The 17,715-nt window shown below is 36.3% G+C and carries 20 protein-coding genes and 2 pseudogenes; 3 read left to right on the top strand and 19 right to left on the bottom strand.

The window, feature by feature from the left end:
• Window positions 1-86 precede the first annotated feature (86 nt).
• The 4 genes from JCM1039_RS05980 to JCM1039_RS05965 are packed head-to-tail and all read right to left on the bottom strand — an operon-like array spanning window position 87 to window position 3,817.
• Entirely contained in the window at window positions 87-1,679 is a 1,593-nt protein-coding gene (locus tag JCM1039_RS05980) for an ABC transporter transmembrane domain-containing protein (protein ID WP_025015063.1), read from the bottom strand.
• On the bottom strand, window positions 1,680-2,264 hold the full coding sequence (locus JCM1039_RS11710) for a hypothetical protein (protein WP_025015062.1): 585 nt from the start codon (window positions 2,262-2,264) through the stop codon (window positions 1,680-1,682).
• 1 nt (window position 2,265) lies between these two features.
• Window positions 2,266-2,961, bottom strand: a complete 696-nt coding sequence (locus tag JCM1039_RS05970; RefSeq protein ID WP_025015061.1) for a hypothetical protein — start codon at window positions 2,959-2,961, stop codon at window positions 2,266-2,268.
• Window positions 2,933-3,817, bottom strand: a complete 885-nt coding sequence (locus tag JCM1039_RS05965) for a DUF6895 family protein (RefSeq protein ID WP_025015060.1) — start codon at window positions 3,815-3,817, stop codon at window positions 2,933-2,935. Before JCM1039_RS05965 ends, JCM1039_RS05970 begins: the two co-directional genes overlap by 29 nt.
• 84 nt (window positions 3,818-3,901) lie before the next feature.
• On the opposite strand from JCM1039_RS05965, the gene JCM1039_RS05960 reads away from it, so the two are divergent.
• Window positions 3,902-4,105 carry a hypothetical protein gene (locus JCM1039_RS05960; RefSeq protein ID WP_025015059.1) on the top strand — a complete coding sequence of 68 codons (204 nt, stop codon included), beginning with the start codon at window positions 3,902-3,904 and terminating at the stop codon, window positions 4,103-4,105.
• A gap of 304 nt (window positions 4,106-4,409) precedes the next feature.
• Here the strand turns inward: JCM1039_RS05960 and JCM1039_RS10870 are convergent.
• From JCM1039_RS10870 to pnuC, 15 genes and pseudogenes are all read right to left on the bottom strand, one after another.
• Window positions 4,410-5,713 (bottom strand): annotated as a pseudogene (locus JCM1039_RS10870) (extracellular solute-binding protein).
• 53 nt (window positions 5,714-5,766) lie between these two features.
• Window positions 5,767-7,062, bottom strand: a complete 1,296-nt coding sequence (locus JCM1039_RS05950) for an MBL fold metallo-hydrolase (RefSeq protein WP_025015058.1) — start codon at window positions 7,060-7,062, stop codon at window positions 5,767-5,769.
• Window positions 7,046-7,870 carry a carbohydrate ABC transporter permease gene (locus JCM1039_RS05945; RefSeq protein WP_025015057.1) on the bottom strand — a complete coding sequence of 275 codons (825 nt, stop codon included), beginning with the start codon at window positions 7,868-7,870 and terminating at the stop codon, window positions 7,046-7,048. Before JCM1039_RS05945 ends, JCM1039_RS05950 begins: the two co-directional genes overlap by 17 nt.
• Before the next feature lie 3 nt (window positions 7,871-7,873).
• Entirely contained in the window at window positions 7,874-8,740 is an 867-nt protein-coding gene (locus JCM1039_RS05940; RefSeq protein WP_025015056.1) for a carbohydrate ABC transporter permease, read from the bottom strand.
• Window positions 8,740-9,825 carry an ABC transporter ATP-binding protein gene (locus JCM1039_RS05935; protein WP_025015055.1) on the bottom strand — a complete coding sequence of 362 codons (1,086 nt, stop codon included), beginning with the start codon at window positions 9,823-9,825 and terminating at the stop codon, window positions 8,740-8,742. Before JCM1039_RS05935 ends, JCM1039_RS05940 begins: the two co-directional genes overlap by 1 nt.
• Window positions 9,826-10,105: 280 nt before the next feature.
• Complete coding sequence (locus JCM1039_RS05930; protein WP_025015054.1) at window positions 10,106-11,533, bottom strand: C69 family dipeptidase; 1,428 nt, start codon at window positions 11,531-11,533, stop codon at window positions 10,106-10,108.
• Window positions 11,534-11,576: 43 nt separating this feature from the next.
• Window positions 11,577-12,437, bottom strand: a complete 861-nt coding sequence (locus JCM1039_RS05925) for a DNA/RNA non-specific endonuclease (RefSeq protein ID WP_025015053.1) — start codon at window positions 12,435-12,437, stop codon at window positions 11,577-11,579.
• Between the two features lie 9 nt (window positions 12,438-12,446).
• Complete coding sequence (locus JCM1039_RS05920; RefSeq protein WP_025015052.1) at window positions 12,447-13,403, bottom strand: exonuclease domain-containing protein; 957 nt, start codon at window positions 13,401-13,403, stop codon at window positions 12,447-12,449.
• 7 nt (window positions 13,404-13,410) lie between these two features.
• Window positions 13,411-14,210, bottom strand: a pseudogene (locus tag JCM1039_RS10865) (SIR2 family NAD-dependent protein deacylase).
• A gap of 109 nt (window positions 14,211-14,319) precedes the next feature.
• Window positions 14,320-14,481, bottom strand: coding sequence for an LPXTG cell wall anchor domain-containing protein (locus tag JCM1039_RS12630; protein ID WP_236692591.1), 162 nt, complete (start codon window positions 14,479-14,481; stop codon window positions 14,320-14,322).
• Between the two features lie 114 nt (window positions 14,482-14,595).
• Complete coding sequence (locus tag JCM1039_RS12190; protein WP_155831138.1) at window positions 14,596-14,763, bottom strand: hypothetical protein; 168 nt, start codon at window positions 14,761-14,763, stop codon at window positions 14,596-14,598.
• Window positions 14,764-14,995: 232 nt separating this feature from the next.
• Window positions 14,996-15,127 carry a hypothetical protein gene (locus JCM1039_RS12850; protein ID WP_269082123.1) on the bottom strand — a complete coding sequence of 44 codons (132 nt, stop codon included), beginning with the start codon at window positions 15,125-15,127 and terminating at the stop codon, window positions 14,996-14,998.
• Between the two features lie 239 nt (window positions 15,128-15,366).
• Window positions 15,367-15,552, bottom strand: a complete 186-nt coding sequence (locus JCM1039_RS05885) for a hypothetical protein (protein WP_025015050.1) — start codon at window positions 15,550-15,552, stop codon at window positions 15,367-15,369.
• A gap of 46 nt (window positions 15,553-15,598) precedes the next feature.
• The gene (locus tag JCM1039_RS05880; protein ID WP_025015049.1) at window positions 15,599-16,036 is read right to left on the bottom strand and encodes a hypothetical protein; all 438 of its coding nucleotides are present in this window, start codon (window positions 16,034-16,036) and stop codon (window positions 15,599-15,601) included.
• A gap of 144 nt (window positions 16,037-16,180) precedes the next feature.
• Window positions 16,181-16,918, bottom strand: coding sequence for a nicotinamide riboside transporter PnuC (pnuC, locus tag JCM1039_RS05875; RefSeq protein WP_025015048.1), 738 nt, complete (start codon window positions 16,916-16,918; stop codon window positions 16,181-16,183).
• Between the two features lie 267 nt (window positions 16,919-17,185).
• Here pnuC and JCM1039_RS05870 point away from each other — a divergent pair, with 267 nt between their 5' ends.
• Complete coding sequence (locus JCM1039_RS05870) at window positions 17,186-17,368, top strand: LPXTG cell wall anchor domain-containing protein (RefSeq protein WP_025015047.1); 183 nt, start codon at window positions 17,186-17,188, stop codon at window positions 17,366-17,368.
• Window positions 17,369-17,393: 25 nt separating this feature from the next.
• A complete protein-coding gene (locus tag JCM1039_RS05865) occupies window positions 17,394-17,702 on the top strand; it encodes a hypothetical protein (RefSeq protein WP_025015046.1) in 309 nt (102 codons plus the stop codon).
• Window positions 17,703-17,715 lie beyond the last annotated feature (13 nt).

The raw sequence follows: 17,715 nt of genomic DNA, 5'->3' as shown, positions 1-17,715 counted from the left end.
CTTAACATAAGGAAAAAATTATTATAATCAAAAAAGTTCATTTATTAATCAAATTGACTATAAATGAACTTTTAATTTGACCGACATTATTGTTTATTATTTAAATCAATCACTCTGTCAAACATTTTCTTTTCTTGATCAGTAATCTTATGTGCAACTTCGATAACTGTTAAACCAGGACTATTCAAAATGATTTTGTGAATAGCTAATGACAATTTATTATCTAACGAACTAGTCGCTTCATCCGCTAATAAAATTGGCCGATTAGCCAATAAAGCTCGTGCAATTTCTATCCTTTGAATTTGACCACCTGATAATTTTTTACCATTTTCACCCACTTGATAGTCCCAACCCTTTTCTTTGATTAATTTCTCTAATCCTGCTGTCCTAATCACTTTATTTAAAAACTCATTACTTACACTTCTACCTAAAGTAATATTAAATCGAAGATTGGCATCAAAAATAAATGGTCTTTGATTTATATAGCTAAAATAATTATGACTTTTTTCAAAGTTACTAGTTATGTTTAGCTTATCTACAACAATATCGCCATCTAATGGCTTTAAAATACCCATTAACAGTTTTAAAAAAGTAGTTTTTCCCCACCCGCTCGGAGCTATAAATAATATTTTTTCATTATTTTTAATTTTGAGATTTAAGTCATTAATAACTGGTGTATTAGAATATGAGTAAAATAAATGTGAGACCGTTAGTGTCTCAAACTTGTTTGGCTTGGATGCATCTTCTTCATGCTTGTTAGTATAATTTAAAGCTGGCTCAATTTTTCTATAAATTGGCTCATTACTCTTAATTTGATTTATTCTATTGTATATATCGATCATTGGATTAATGAATTGATTAGACAACTGTACAATCATTATTAATATTCCCACTTGAAGTTGACCACTTAAAATTAATAGAGAGCCAATTAAAAACGGAATAACAAACCCCATTATCTCAGCTACAAAAGCTATTATTTCGTATGCTGAATTTTGCGAGAAACTCATCTCTTTTAAATTACTTTCTAATTCTTTAATTGGCTTCATTACATAAGAAATAAGAGTGGATTGTGTATTATACAATCTTGAAGTTTCAGTACCATTAATAGTATCTGACGCACTTTGCGTATATTCTGAATTAGATTTTTCCCAACTTTTTGCTGTTTTCTGAATTCGTTTAGTAAAGTGTGTTTGTACAATACTAGGTATAATTGTTGCAATGGAAAAAATAACAGTTAAAATCCAAGAATTAGCTAATCCTATAAGTAAAGCAAAAACAAAAGAGCAAACATCTGAAATTATCAATAGATAATTCAAGGTGATTTGCGTTTCTATTTGCTTTAGGTCATTCGTTACCAGAGATAATTCATTTTTATATGTTTCTTTCCCAACATAAACAAGATAATTAAATACTTTTTTCTTAAGTTCAACATTAATATTTTTTACAATGTCAGACTTTAGATATTGAAAAAATATATTAGAAATCAAAATAATAAGTAGAGCAATAATTCCTAACACGGCAATTAGAAAGATCTCTTGAAACTTACTATTTTTCTTTAAAGCTGTGTCAATCATCAATCCTGAAATATATGCAATAGATATATTTCCAAAAGCTTTAATGACAGCCAATATTATATAGAAAGACAGTAAAGATCTAGATGCTAATCTTAGTATTTTCATTTAAAACACCTGCTTCAAATAAACATATGAAAAAATAGTATTCGCATACTGCCACTTCTGATATTCTGATTCAGAAAATTGATTTTTATTAAGCGGATTAAGTACTCCTATCGCCCCATCTTCTCGCATATTTAAAAATAAAAATTCTGTGTAATTATTCAACAACGATATACTACCTATTTTTTTATAAATATTTGTTGCTACCAAAGAAGCTAAATTAATTTTGTAATTTCTTGCCAAATATATTAACAATCCACTCAAATAATTTTGTACTAATTCACTATCAGCTTCATTTTCTAAACTAGCCAAACTAAATAATGTTTTATTGCAATCGTCTAAAAGCTGTAATTTTTTTATGTTAAAGTCAACTTTAGCGTCACCTAATATAGATAAATAATATTGTTTTTCAGTAAAAGATAAATTATGTAGCCTAACAATTTTCTTAATCTTGTCATTGTCACTTCTATTCTTCATTACATACGCTAACCTATCTGTTTGATTCAACAAATTTATATTTACAGCCTTTGCAAAAATCACAGCATCGTTTTTCACTAAGTATTGTTTGACTATTTCTAGTTTATCCATTTTATTCTCCTTGTTGTAACAATAATCCAAAAATCACATCGGGTTCTAATTCTTGAAAACTATATTTGTTTGAAATACCTGGTTTAATATTGAACATAAAGGATGATAACAGAAACAAAGATATATCATTGTCAAACAATAAACTACTTACAAGATTTTTAATTTTAGTATCTGCTTGAAAATCTTTCTCTATTGCAAGACAACGAATAAAATCTTTAATCTCTGATTTTTTTAAAAACAATATATTTTCTTCAAAAGAATCACATCGTGGTTGAATTTTAGGTATTAATTCTTTATATCGATTTCGATCCTCCAAGTTATAAAATAACTTCAGATAAAATTCATCTGGAAGCTCTAAATTCAAAATAACTGAACTGTAGACTAGTTTTTCAACGTTCACTTTGAACATCTGAGAAAATTTTTGTTCACTAAAATTTTTTTGCAAAAAATTATTCCAATTACCAAAATATCCAATTAATAATGGATTAGTTATCAGCAGCGCTTGAATATTCTGTTCGCCGCCAACAAATGAATAGATTATATTAAATAGCAGCTTGCCTAGTTCTTCTTTAGGCTCATTACCCCACCTTTTATAGTCACAATAATATTCACACATTCGTGTTATTTGTAATATTAAATTTCGATCCTTATATTTTGAATCTAATTTATCAATTAAAATTTCCATCGCTTTTTTCATACAAAAAACCTGCTCCTAAAGCTACCATCGTTGTATGATAACATTCAAAGAATTTTTCCTCTTTACAGCTATATTTACCATCAATCCGCCCTGGCGCTGGTAAGGATCCATCTTCCTTCTGATAGCTTGAAATAAATGTTATCGCATTCCTTATCATTTTTTGCTGTATTTGATTCAGAGAAATATTCAAAAAATAACTTGAAATAATTAATTCAGATAAAATATCTAAATTTTGCTCTAATTCATACACAGGTATTAGATTAAAAATTATATTTAATATTTTTTCTTTATTAAATCCCTCAATATTTTGTCTTCCCATGTCTGTTAAATAAAAAATAGAGTGAGTTATTGAATATGTACTAATCTCATTTGTATACATATAATTAAAATCTTTTCCTAATACCGTATTTTTTGCTATATCAGAAAAGCTATTATAATTCGAATAAATTCCCGCCTTGTTCAAAGAATACTTAACGTCTATTTTTCTAAAAGCAGAACGAGTAGTTAAGAGGTCAAATTTATTATCAATCATCTCCTTTAAAAGTATCTTTTCATGACTAAGATCAATATTGTTATTTTTACCAAATTCTTGTGCAACAGCTAAAGCTGAAATAAAACCGTGTTCATGCAAAATAAAATCATTTAAACTTAATGAATTTAATATTTCTTTAGTCATATTTATTATTTTTCTATGAATTCGTGGCATAAATGGTGATTCTGGGAAAAACATATTTTCCAAAAATAATAGTTCTGTAAAAGATTTAATACGTAACAAATCTTTTGCATATTTCCTATTTGTACGCGGATCGAAGAAATCTAAATTATCATCTATCCAGCGTAGGCATTTTTTATACATAGTTCCGCCCTCTTTTTTAATCTTATTGACATTTTTAAATAAAATACTATACTTAATTTAATTTATTTCAAGGAGGTAATCAAAATGTTTAAAAAACTTACTAAGAACGTAGTTTTAAATAAAGGCATTTACTTTAAGATTAAGAATTTAGATTTATCTAAACCTCTTGTAGAAGAAGGGGGACCTTACATTTGCGCATGGTCGGATTACGTAGCTATCGTTAAGACGAAAGAAATTGAACCTCAAAAGGGAAAGAATTTGTTCCATTTTACGTCGGTTTTAAATTAAGGATATGGTGCTTTATGAGGAATTTATCATTTAACTTAAATAGTGATTCATACGTTTTTGTTTGGCAAAGTTTTATTTGGATTAAACAAAATAAAAAAAAGCTATCCAAAACTAATGCAACAAAATTCATGTATGTCGAAGCTTTATCATAGTCTTTCTCATTAAAAACTATATATCCACTACTGTAATTTAATAACTAGGCGATATTCAACGGATCGATTAACTCAATCGATCTGTTTTTTATATTTGATACAAAAAAGCAGACCAAATGGTCTGCTCTTTGAAATCTAATTGCTATTTAGTTTTATTGCTTCCAAGCAGCATCAAACTTTTGCTTACCAACGTTAATTTGGCTGTTAACATTTTGACCCTTTTGTGCTGCGGACAAAATGTTTTGCATAATGCTGTTCAATTGTTGGTATGCAGCGTTTGAGTTCTTTGAAACAGGAACACTGTACAAGTGCTTCATTGAGTCTTCAAGTTTAGCAGGAAGCTTGGTACTCTTGTTGTTCTTGTATTCGCTTGAAGTTACAACGCTTTCGTTAACTGGAATGTAACCAGTAGCATTAGCCCACTTAAGTTGACTTGACTTAGATACCAAGAACTTAATGTACTTAAATGCGGCTGCCTTTTGATCAGCAGTTGCGTGGTTGAACATGTAAATGTCAGTACCTTGTTGCATAGTGTACTTGCCAGGACGTGGAGCAACGTCGTAAGTGAACTTGTTGCCTACACCTTGCTTAACGAAACCTTCACCTGCTGAAGTACCGATGAACATAGCAACCTTTTCGTTAGCAAATGGACCTGAAAGGTAGTGTTCTGAACCAGCTACTCTGAAGTAACCCTTCTTGATACCATCTGCGTAGTAGTTAATAACTTTCTTTGAAGCAGCACCATTGAAGTTAATCTTGTCTGAGAAGTTAACGCCTTCGTTCTTTAAGCCAAGAGTGTAGTAGTTTGAAAGTGAGTCAAAACCAGCACCTACAACCTTGTGGTTACTCTTCTTGTAAATAGTTTCTGACACTTGCTTAAGTTCTTCCATAGTGGTTGGAACTTTCTTAATGCCATACTTCTTGAACATGTCAGCGTTGTAAGTCAAAGTTTCGATTGACTTGTTAAATGGAATACCATATTGGGTACCTTGATCTTAGCACCGTCAAGAAGTTCGGTTCTAATACCGGATGCCTTAGCACTACCCCAACCAACATTCTTGTCGTTGATGTATGGAGTCATGTTTACAAGCATCTTGTTTTGTGCAGCATTCCAAAGCCAGCCTGGATATGCTTGGGTGATAGTTGGCAAGTTGTTTGGTGATTGCAAAGTTGAGTTAATCTTAGCTTGCAAATCATTGTAAGCACCTTGGTTTTCCAACTTAACATTAATCTTTGGGTTCTTCTTTTCGAATTCGTTAGTCAATTGCTTCAAAGTAGAACCTTGTACACCAGGCATAGCGTTCCAAAAGACAACTGTAGTCTTCTTAGTAATCTTTGATGGAATCTTTTCTGATGAACTTGATGAAGAGTTGCTACCACCATTTGAACAAGCGGCAGTTCCTACTAAGGCTAAAGCAGCAACGGCAGCCATAGCAAGTTTCTTACTAAACTTCATTTGGATAAATCCTCCTAAAAAATAAAACTAAACAACAATAATCTTTAATTTTACTAAAGCGTGGCTGTTTGACCACGTTTAGGTAAAATACGTTTTCCAAATGGATTCTCTTCCAGCTCCGGATGCAATGTGTGCACCGGTACCAAAATAGCTGGCTGAATCCCACCAATTATTTCTTTGAGTTCTTTTTCATCGGCGTGGCCTGAACAACGCAATGCAATGAACTCAATTTTATTTTTAGCGAATTGCTCTACAAATGGCTTGTAGGCAGGGTCGAAGTCACCCAAAGGTTCGGCATTTGAGTGGATGTAAAGACCGCCCTTTTGAAGCTTATCATAATCGCTTACAGCTTGCCACAAGTATTTGTGATTATCTTGCAAAAGCTCGTCGTAACTTACTTCAAGCTCAGGATTCAAATCAGAGTACTTCTCATCTTGTGGCAAGTAGTAGTATGGATAATCTTCGTTAAGACTGTCCTTAATCAAATGCGCACGTTTAGCATGCAAAACAACCTTACGCGGAGAATCAGAGATAATTCTAAGAATACGTTCCACGTTGGTTGGGTAAGTGTTAAAGGTGATCTGACGATCAGAGTTGGCGTTTTGCAAGCGAACGATCTCTTCGGTCAATTCTACTTCATTCTTAGGGCCAGTGAATTCTTCGCTGCTTTCATCATGCTTTTCTTCTGGCCAAGAAACACCGGTACCTTCGATAATCAACATATCGCTACCCTTAGCCGCTTGCATGAAGGCACGTACCCAATCTGGGTGGTAGCCATGCAAACGAATATCACCAGTGTAGGCAATTTGCTTGTCTGGCGTCTTGACTAATAAGCCAGTAGCGCCATAAGCATCATGGTCACTAGGATATATTTCCAGGGTAATATCGCCCACCTTGATTGGTTTCTTATATTCAGCCGCAATGATTGGACGAGTGTAGTTTTTCTCGTGTCCAGCGGCTGGTAAAAGAAAGTCGCCATTTTCATTCAAAGCAGGAAGCATGTGTGCAGTAATTGGACCTGCATAAAGTGGAATCTCAGGTGCAAGCAAGTTTAATGCTTTACTGTGATCCAAGTGCAAGTGTGAAATGTAAGCTGCAGAATGTTCCCAACGTTCGGTATCGATTGGCTTGCCCGTAATTTTTGGATCGTAAAAATTAGGCACATCCCCAATTAACTGATTTTTAATCAAAGTTTGGTAACTTTCATCTGGCAGCTTTAACTCAGGACGATATACTTCGCCTAAGTCAAACAGAACGTGTGACTTGTTATAAGCCACTTCGATCATTGGTCCACCAATTGTGGTTAAACCGTTATAAAAGGTAACGGTTGTTTTATCCTTTAAGGTCATTACGTACTACTCCTCGAATAATTTGCTTTCTAAAGATGAAGTATAAGATCAAGATTGGCAAAACGGTTAATGTAGCAGCTGCTAATTGCAATTGCGTTTCACTACCTGCATCTGAGGCAAATGAAGTTAAACCGTTGTTCAACAGTCTCATGCTGTCTTCATTGGTTACCAATAATGGCCATAGGAATGAATTCCAACCTGAAATGAAGCTCAAAAGCGCTACAGTGAACAAACCACCTTTAGACATTGGTACCAAAATTCTCCAGATGTATTCCCAGTCGCTAGCCCCGTCAATAATCGCAGCCTTGTAGATGGTTTGTGAGATTGAGCCGAAGTAGCTTTGTAAGTAGTACATGTAGAAAATTGAAGTCAAGAATGGTAATACCAAACCGATATAGGTGTTAAGTAAGCCAATTCTGGCAATGGTGTTGTAGTTAGTGAAGATGATTGCTTCACCTGGTACCATCAAGAGTGACAAAAGAACGACTTGTACAACGCCCTTACCTTTGAACTTCAAGTTAACCATGGCAAAAGCACCAAGAAGTGCGTTAAACAAACTTACGATAGTCGTTACACTAGCCGTAATAAAGGTGTTTAAGAAGTAACGAGCAAATGGTGCTTGGGCAAAGACCTTAGCATAGTTTGACCATTCAAAGTGCTTAGGAATTAATGTTGGCGGAATCGTTGTCGTTTCTCTAAAACTCATTAGTCCACCCAAAATCATGTAAACGAATGGAAAGACAGTAATAATCGCAAAGATTGCTAAAACGATGTAAGCAACTAAAGCACCCCAACGAATCTTCTTCATTTTTTACCGTCCCCCAATCTTTTTCATCATCTTACGTTGTAAGAAGGTTACGAACATAATGATGAGGAATAAAATTACCGTTGCGGCCATCGCTACACCTGGCGTACCTACAATTTGGAATTTGTTATAAATGTAGAATACTGCCGTTGTAGCTGAGTTTCCGACACCTGCTTGTCCGTTGAACAATGCATATACGGAAGTATAAATCTTGAATGCCGCAATAATGTTCATCGTCAATAAGAAGGCGATCGTTGGTACAAGTTGTGGCATAGTAATACGCCAGAACTTTTCGGTACCGGTTGCGCCGTACATATCGGCAATACTGTAGTAGTTTGGATCAATGTTACGAAGAGCACCCATCAAGATAACGATGTTAAAGGCAAGTGATGTCCAAACACCAAAGATAATGATGGTTGTCAGTGACATTGATGGATCATCAATCCAGTTAGGAGCTGGCAAATGAAGTGCTCTTAATAGGAAGTTAAGCATACCGTATTCACCATTAAAGATGTAACGGAACACAATACCAATCGCAATGGTTGAAGTAACGTAAGGCATAAAGAAAGTCGTTTCAAAGAATGACTTGTGCTTTACCTTACTGAAAATAAACCATGCGAGCATGATTGAAATAGCTAATGCTACAGGCACCGAAATTAGCGCATAAAGAATGGTGTTTCTAATTGCGCGCCAAAATTCGGGATCACTAAAGATGTATTGATAGTTGCTAAAGCCAGTCCAGTTCAAATTGATTAATGGACCGCTTTGGAAACTCATTACAAATGCCCGTAAAATTGGGTAAATACTAAAGAAAGTAACAAAAATGATTGTTGGCGCTAAAAAAAGCCAAGCCTTCTTTTGATTGCTCTTCATTAGTAGACACGCTCTCCTTCCTTAGTAAAGAGGAATACGCGATCAAGGCGCATCTTTAAGTTAATGTTGTCTCCCCTCTTAATTGGAGTTTCAAGATCAACAAGTGAACGAGCTTGAACGCCATCATGAGTAAATTTCAAAATACGTTCACGGCCGATCAATTCAACGTCGTCGATCTTAGCTGAAACATGGCCAGTTTCGGCTGGCAAAATATTTTCAGGGCGAACAGATAATGTATATTCGCCATCAGTCAAGTCACGCTTGAAGCGACTTTTATCTAAATCATCTACATTAATTTCAAAGTCTGAGCCGGTAATCTTGCCGTCTTTGACATTAACCTTGAAGTTATCGATTACTGGGTTACCAACGAAGTTAGCAACGAAGTAGTTATTTGGTTCAAGGTAGAAGTTTTGACCCATATCGTCTTGTTGGATCACACCATTGTTGAAGAGGATGATTTTATCACCAATAGATAAGGCTTCTTCTTGGTCGTGGGTAACAAATAAAGTAGTGATGCCCACTTTCTTAACCAAGTTACGGATTTCTTCACGAATCTTCAAACGAAGACGTGCATCAAGGTTACTCAATGGTTCGTCCATGAGCAAAATCTTAGGTTGTTGCACCAAGGCACGAGCAATTGCGACACGCTGTTGTTGACCACCTGACAAGTTACCTGGCTTTTGGTCGGCAAGTTCAGTGATTTGCGTGGTTTCCATGTACTTTTCCGCAATCTCCTTAGCCTTGTCTTTAGGCATCTTTTGCTTGCCCACAGTTAAAGGAAACATAACATTTTGAAGGACTGTCATGTGTGGGTATAAAGCGTAGTTCTGGAAAACGTAGCCGATTTGACGATCTTTAGGTGCTACGTTAACGACAGACTTGCCATCAAAGAGAATATCGCCGCTGGTTGGGTTAAGTAAACCAGCAAGCATGTTCAAAATGGTTGTCTTACCACAACCTGAAGGTCCAAGTAAACAAACAAGGTCGCCTTTCTTAACTGAGAAGCTAACGTCCTTGATTGCTTCGTGACCATTGTCGTAAACCTTCTTAAGGTTCTTTACTTCAACAAATTTATCATCATTCATAAGTCTCACACACCACTATATATTGATTTAAGTTTATAAATTTCTCTATTAATTCTAAGCTAAAAGGGCAAAAAGCACAAATGATTCAGTTAAAAAATTCGTGGTTTCTCAGTGTTGATGAAATAAATTTCTCTCAGTATTCGGATCTTGTTCGTATTCAAGCCTTTGCATTATAATGCTTTATCTTTTTGTTCGGGTTTACTAAATATTGTGGTACATACCAAAAAATAGATCATGAAATTAATTTCCATGACCTATTTCTTCTAAATTATTATATTTTTTATAAATTGTCGCCGCGTTCGAATTGGTACTTAGAACTATTCAAAGCTTGTCTTACCAAATCGCTCATTAACTTCTTAGTCTTCTTGGTAATTACGCCGGCAGTAACGTCGTTAGCATTAGTCAAGTACTTGATCAATTCGGTGCCATCGAGATCCTTTGCCTTTTCATCAATTTCATCGATGCGGCCGATACCGTAGCTTTGGCAATCGTCACGGTAGGCATTTACTTGATAAATGTATTGGTGGTAACGTGGTTCAACGATTACTTGCAAAGTTTTGTAAAGCCAGTAAGCACTGCTGTCTGGATCAACCATGTGATCAGCAACCTTGTAGTTAAGTGGCGTATCTTCGATGTTGGTGTAGAAAGGAACGTATGGTGAGTATGCGTAAAAGCCCATGTTGATCCATTGAATAGCAGCCATCTTAGCTGGAACATCGTTTCTGATTTGCAAAATGCTTGATTCTTGGTTTCTGTCCAAAGCAATTGAACGGAACATCTTTTGTTCTTTTTCGCTGCCAGATGAGAAAGTGTCCATTGGATCGTATGGAGTGCCGTTGTAGTGACTAGTCAAAAATCTTTGCACGTCTTCAACGCCGATCTTCTTTTCAGGAACGCGAGTGAATGGCATTTCTTGGCTAGTTGGATCTTGTTCAATGCTTGGATTGAACAATTTTTGACCATACCAAGTTCTTGGGGTGTTGTAGAAAGCATCAGCTTCATCCTTAGTACCAAAGATGTCTCTGAATGAAAAACTACCATCAGTGCTATTGTTCAAATGATTCTTTTCAACGAATTCTTGAATGCCTTCGCTGTACATGAAGTTGTCTGGATCATTAAAGTCAACGTTTTGGATCACCATAATGTTAGGACAAATCGCGTATGAATCATCAGGAACACGAGCTGCTACCCATTGGTGACCTGCACCAGTTTCAAGGTACCAAACTTCTTTGTTGTCTGAAAATGCGATACCGTTGCTTTCACCAGTACCATACTTTTCAATTAAACGGCCTAAACGCTTAACACCTTCACGAGCAGTCTTAACGAATGGCAAAGTGATGTAAACCATTGAGTCTTCGTTAATACCATCTTCAACAAGCGGGTCGTGGCCTAAGCAGCGAGCGTTGGTTGCTTCAGTTTCAGTAGCTGACATAGCGACGTTATATTCGTTGATACCTTGCTCGTCCCAACGACCATCTGAATCGTCAGCAGTTGGAGCAGCAGTCCACTTGCAGCCATCACCTTCAAGGTGCATCTTGAAGCCATTGTATTTTGAAACATAGTCTTCATCGTAGTGACGAGCCTTGTTTACGACAAACAGCTTTTCGTTAATGCCGCCGTAACCGTCCTCGTCACGGGCAATCATAGTTGAGCCATCGATTGAAGCATCTTTACCGACAAGCATTGCGGTACAGTTATCTTTTTTCATAATGTACTTCCTTTTTTATTTTTTATAAATTTACAGTTCTATTCTACTCTTCCTTGACCTGCATTTGGCGGTCAACTTTTGCTCTACCATTATTATAGTTAAATTGATAGCCTGGTTGAACATTATATAAGTAAACGTTGAAGTCAAGGCTACCGTCGGTTGAAACGGCCTGCAGGTTAACGCCACGCGCCATTAATTCGTTGCCTCTAAAAACGGCAGTAGCTTGATAAATCACGCGTTTATTTTGTCTAAGCGCCTTTCTAACTTTAGCTTCAAAAATAGTTTGAATCCGTTGATTAGAAAAGGCCGATTGAGTAAACAAATTCTTAGGGTTGTTTTGGTCGCCAGATTGATTGCTTGGATCATAGTTACCACTCTGGTCAATGCCGGCAGAAACGGAATAAGCGATCAGGTGACCGCGGTTATAAATCTGCGTGCCGTTTCTGTGGTTGTAATGCCAACCAGTCGGTTCTACGAACTGTCGCACACGCAAACTATCATTAGCCACGTTGCGCCGCTCCAAAAAGGCAGTATTGGAACGTGAAGTTCTATTCAGCGAATCAAGGTTTGAATAAATTACTCGGTTGATCTTCCAAGAGCTTTTAACTAAGGTCGAACGATTATGGTTCACTTCGGTATATGCCCTAGAGCCACTCTTGAAATTTAAATCAGCTAGCTTTTTATAATCGCTTTGCGATAGCCCACCATAGACCTTATTGCTTTTTGAAGCACTCTTGATGGTATTGGTTACTTGGTCATTGCTATTGCCAGTTACATCTTTAATAAATTGGCTACCATTAGGATCGCTGCCAGCTTTAGTAAATATTCCCCAGGCAATAGCGATAATTACAATAATCGATGAAAAAACAGTACTCTGTTTTCTGCGTCGTCTTCTTCTTGCCATAAAAATCCTCTAACTTCGTGCCCAGTCATCAAGCATCCCTAAAAAGAAGCTTTCTGACAAACGCTTAATCTTGGCACCATCTTTAATCAACTCACGTGCCGTATTCAAATCTTCGTTGTCTTTTCTAAAGAAATCATAGTCGCCCATAATCAGATAATTGGTCATTGGGTTAACCTTATCTTCGGCCTTACCACCCATGTTGCCAATCATCTTGTCGGCGTCTTGTTCATCCATATGAATGTGACCTGATAAAACGATGTTTTTATTTTGGACCGGATTTCTAAAACCGAGATCAATGTAATCGACATCGTCACTAGTTAAATCAACGTTCTTGATCTTGTTACGTGTCGCTTCAAGCAAATCATCGGTGAAGTGCGCACTAAAGTCGTTATAGACCTTGATCGTATCAAGCGAGTCGGCTAAACCGTGGTGCTCCTCCACTTGTGCGATACCAGCACGCTGCATGCAGTCAATCAAACGATTGTGGCGTTCGCGTGGATAGTACGCTCTGGCTAAGCGTAACACATCGACGTAATCATTATTTAAGATTGGCAACTTGTACTTTTGACTTAAATCATATAAAAAGTTCAGGTCAAAGTTGACGTTATAACCAATGATAATGTCATCATCAATGAACTCACGGAATTCCTTAATCGCTTGTTCAGCAGGAATCCCTTCATTAACGATTTGTTCTTCAGTAATGCCATTCAATTTGGTAATAAAGGCAGGCACCTTATTGTTCTTAGGGAACTTGATCAAATTAGTATATTGGTCAACGATTTGGCCGTTTCTGACCTTCACTGCACCAAGTTCTGTAATGCGGTCTCTGTATGGACTCAGGCCAGTCGTTTCAATATCCAGCATGGTGTAATTAGACAAAAAGTCAGGTATTTCTTGCCCTTTTTGCCGCAACTTATCTTGGGCACCGGAAACATGCAAAATCCCGTTTTTTACGTAAATACTCATTTCTCACCTATTTGGTTAATTTCATCATCATATCGTGTGAATCTGTGGCAAAACCAGCTGATCTCTTTTGAATATCGTCTGGTAAATCATTGTCGGCTAAGTCTGCGGCAACGTAATGCCAATTAGGGAACTGTTCAACTAGCTTAACCATTGGATCAAGCAGTTGTGGACTGGTTTCATCAACGCCGAGTTCTAAGACAACGACCTTCTTGTCTTCGTTACCGGTTAAGAACCAACGGAAGCGCATATTGCATCGGTGTCTGGAAAGAAGTTGGCGTTAAGTGGCATGTGCAATTCCATTGGAGAATTACAATCCTCACACTTTGGCACTTCACCTTTTCCTTCTAAATACTTCTTAACGACTTCACGATCATCCTTTTGACCATGGTTCACGCCGCTAGAACATTGCATTCTGGTCCAGTCACCGAAGGCATTGAAGATGCGTTTTTCGTTAAAACCAGCATTTTCAAAGAAGTGACCGAAAGTGCTAGTAGCGATGAAGTATTGCTTATCTTTGAGCAGCTCCTTTAAAGCCAACATGGTTTCACTTGGCTCATATTCAAACGAATATTCGTTGACCAGTTGACTCCAGAAAGCCCATTGTTCATCCCAAGTGTCAAACTTCTTGTCGAGGGCATCCCCAATTGTATGCACATCGTACTTGTCAGCAACCTTGCCATATTCGTCATCGAAGTTTTCCTCGCTTAAAATGTCGAGGCCTTCCTCTTTAGCCATGCCATTACCGGCAGTGACGATTACGGCGTCAGCATCTTTAAGCCATTCTTTTACTTTAGTTAAATCTGTCATTGTAATTCTCTTTTCCTATTTTTTAATGCATTAAAAGACATCGTTAATATTATTATAACCTGCTTTCTTTGCACAGAAAAAAGCAGTGCTTTCGCACTACTTTCTAAAATTATTTATCTTTTTCGCGACGCTTAGAAGTACCAGCTAACCCGGTAATTCCTAAGGCAGCGGCATGCATACTGAAGATCATGGCAAGCTCGCTCTGTTCTTCACCGGTTTTTGGAAGAGTAGCTTCATCGGCATGTCTAGTTGTGTTCGACTCTATTTCCACTTCGGTAGATCGTGCCGAAACTGTTTCAGGTGCCGTATCTGCATCCCTCGCCACATTTTGAATCAGCTCAACTTTGGTGCCACGCGTGGCTTTAGCAGACCTCTCCACTTCTTTTTAAGCGTGTGGCGTTATGTTTTCTTCAGTTTCATCCTCATCAAATTCTGGTTGCTGTGGGTATGTGCTGAATACTTCAGTGGAGCCATCATCTTCATCTTCGGAATCTCTTGCTTCGTTTTCGACTGCTTCTACAATTGGTTTAACTTCTGGTTCTGGTGTTATCACGTTTGAATTGCTAATCTTTTTTGAAAATGTCCTCAGTTACGGCAACAGCTCCACCATTCAATTTGATGTCACCAAATAATTCTTTTATCTTTGCATCGCCTAATACTTTCAAAACTTCGGGATTTGTCAAAATCAATTCCGTTCCAATTAGATTACCATTTGTTTTATCGTGAGTATCAGTTTGATCAAAGCTCAGCGTAAGCTTCTCATCTTCACCAACTTTGTTGCCATGTTAATTTGTGTGATGAATTAATACTTCAACTTTTTGTGGATAACTTTCTTTTTCAGTATCGTGCTTTAGGTAAACGAAGTAATGCAGTTTACCATCTGATGATATGTCACTTTCAACAACAACTCGAGCCATTTTTCTCTTATTATAACTAGCACTAAAGCCAATATCGGTAGTAGCTAAAATATAGCCAACCTCGTCCTAATCCCACAGATTAATTACGCAATTGCCGTTTTCATCAGTAACTAAAGCATCATCTCCCGGGGTATACCTATTTATTTCTTTACTCTGATTTGGATTAAATTTTGTATCATTAATTCCATTGACATCCATATAGTGAATAATCATGCTTTCCATTGCTTCTTGTGGCAACGTCAAAATTGGCTTTGGCTTAGTCGTATCGCTCTTATATTGTTTAGTTCTTTGATATATTTCTCCAAAGCAACCTCACAGGTCATATGAATTACAGCAGCATCCAATGCACCTGATTCAGCTAAATTTTCAAAATCTTGAACACTAATCTCACCAGTTTTAGGATTTATTTTGCCTTTTTCAAACAAATTATTTCAGCATATTCTTTCAAAGCTGTTTGAAGTGCATCATCACTTAATGTGCTTTTAGCAGCAATTGAAGCAATGCCAGCTTTTTTGAATCACTTATTGTTGTTTGAACAGGCTGATTAGTTCCATCTAACGAATTTGAAGCATCATTACTAGAGTTTTCAGTATCTGACATGTCACCGACCACACTTGAATCCTCGTCTAGAGTCGTATCAGATTTAACGTCTTCATCACTTGGATTGGTATCATCATCAATTGTGCCATCATTATCACTAGTATCTTCTACTGGATCAGTTTCATTACCACTAGGGTTTAAGTCATTTAAACTCAAATCCTTTCCACCATTAGTTGGATCCTCTACGTTTCCTTCATTACTAGGCAGTTGATTATTAGCATCGTCCAATACGATTTCAACCTCATCAACTCCATTCTTAGCCTTAACGGGACGAGCATTAATTCCCATCATTAATCCAGTTCCAAGCAATACGGAAGCAGTCTCCATAAAATACATATATATCTGAATCTATATACTTTAATTATATTTGAATAGTAACACAATGTCACTTATTAGCCACAAAAAGAGCCGCCGAAATTTTCGACGACTCTTTTCATTTAATACTCTATTGTTTTATTTACTAATTTCCTTAAGTCCAGATCTACGACGACCCATGTTGAACCATGGTGAAACAGTAAATGCCAAAACATCATTAATGACATAAATCAATGAGTTGATAGCCATAGCCAAGTTGGCATCACCTTGTGCGTAAGTGATTCCCCAAAGAATAAGTTGAAAGATACCACTTGCAGTCCACCAGAAGTATTGGTTGTTGTAACGCATGAAGCACATGATACCGGCAGTAAGTGAAATAGCAAAACTGATAGCATCAACCCAAGGACGTGGGTCATTAGTGAACTTACCAATTAAGAAACCTGATACTAAGTAAACAGCCAATGTACCAACGATAGCGATGATCCATTCTCTGCCACCGAACTTTCTCAAGTGGTTCTTAGTATCGTTATTCCATGATCTTACTGACAAGATAACTGGCAAATCCAAAGTTGCGATATAAGCAATTTGTTCAAAAATAGAAAGATAATTCTTGGCTGACCAACCAGCATAAATGAAACATGCTGCTGAGATCAATCCTAACCATCCATTAATTGCCTTAGTGGCATTAATTGCCAATACACAAAGTGTACCCAAAAGAGTACCAATGAAAGTGATCAAGGTTACACTAGTAACCTTTGCTTGAATAAGTAACGCTAATTGAAAACCGAATGCGAAAAACCATAAACAATAGTTTTGTACTGGCCACCCCTTTAATTGATTAAACAGCCAAACAAAATAATTCTCGTGTCTTTCCATATAAACAAACTACTCCCTTTTTATTTTAGGTTCACAATACTATATATTGTGCCTTATCCGCTTTTTTCTATTAAAAGCATCGTTATCTAGTATAGTGGACTGAGATTTAAATACAAGGATTGACATTTTTTATATTTGCGTTAATAACACAGTTTTTTTGCAAAATTTTATTTTTTATAAGTAAACTAAGAATTAGCGTCTGATGATATGATATCATATAATATATAAAATAATTATTATATATATTACGTACTACGTAGGTCCAAAATGTTTAAGACAACTAAACTGAAAGCAGAAGTAGAAAATGAAAATGTAACTGAAACCTCAAAAGAAGTTGGACTTCCAGAAACCGGTGAAGATAAGACTAACCTCATTACTACAGGCATTGTTTTAGCAAGTATTGCTGCAACAATCACGGCATTAGGCTCATTCATCAACAAGAAAAATTAACTAAAAATAAGCATCTAAAATAAAGATGCTTATTTTTAAAGTAACCTATTATAAAAATTACTGTTATTCTATTACTAAAAATATTAATTCAGCTAACTGCTTAGAGATTAATTATTACGATCCCTATGGTAATAAAGTTGGTGCATATTATTCTGCACCAGCTAATGCTGCAATATTTATTAGCAACAAAAGATTAAAAGAAATTATCGATTCAAATATTCCTGAAAATCATCAAATAGTTCCTTACTTTGCATATCCACAGCACGACATCACTAGCGATAACACTACTGAAGAAATAATGATTGCAGTAAAAGAAATCAATCCTATTAATTAATAAAAAACTCATC

Source organism: Lactobacillus kitasatonis DSM 16761 = JCM 1039 (assembly GCF_000615285.1).
Lineage (GTDB): Bacteria > Bacillota > Bacilli > Lactobacillales > Lactobacillaceae > Lactobacillus > Lactobacillus kitasatonis.
The sequence above is the reverse complement of the archived record's forward strand: the minus strand, read 5'-3'. Positions and strand labels throughout refer to the sequence as shown.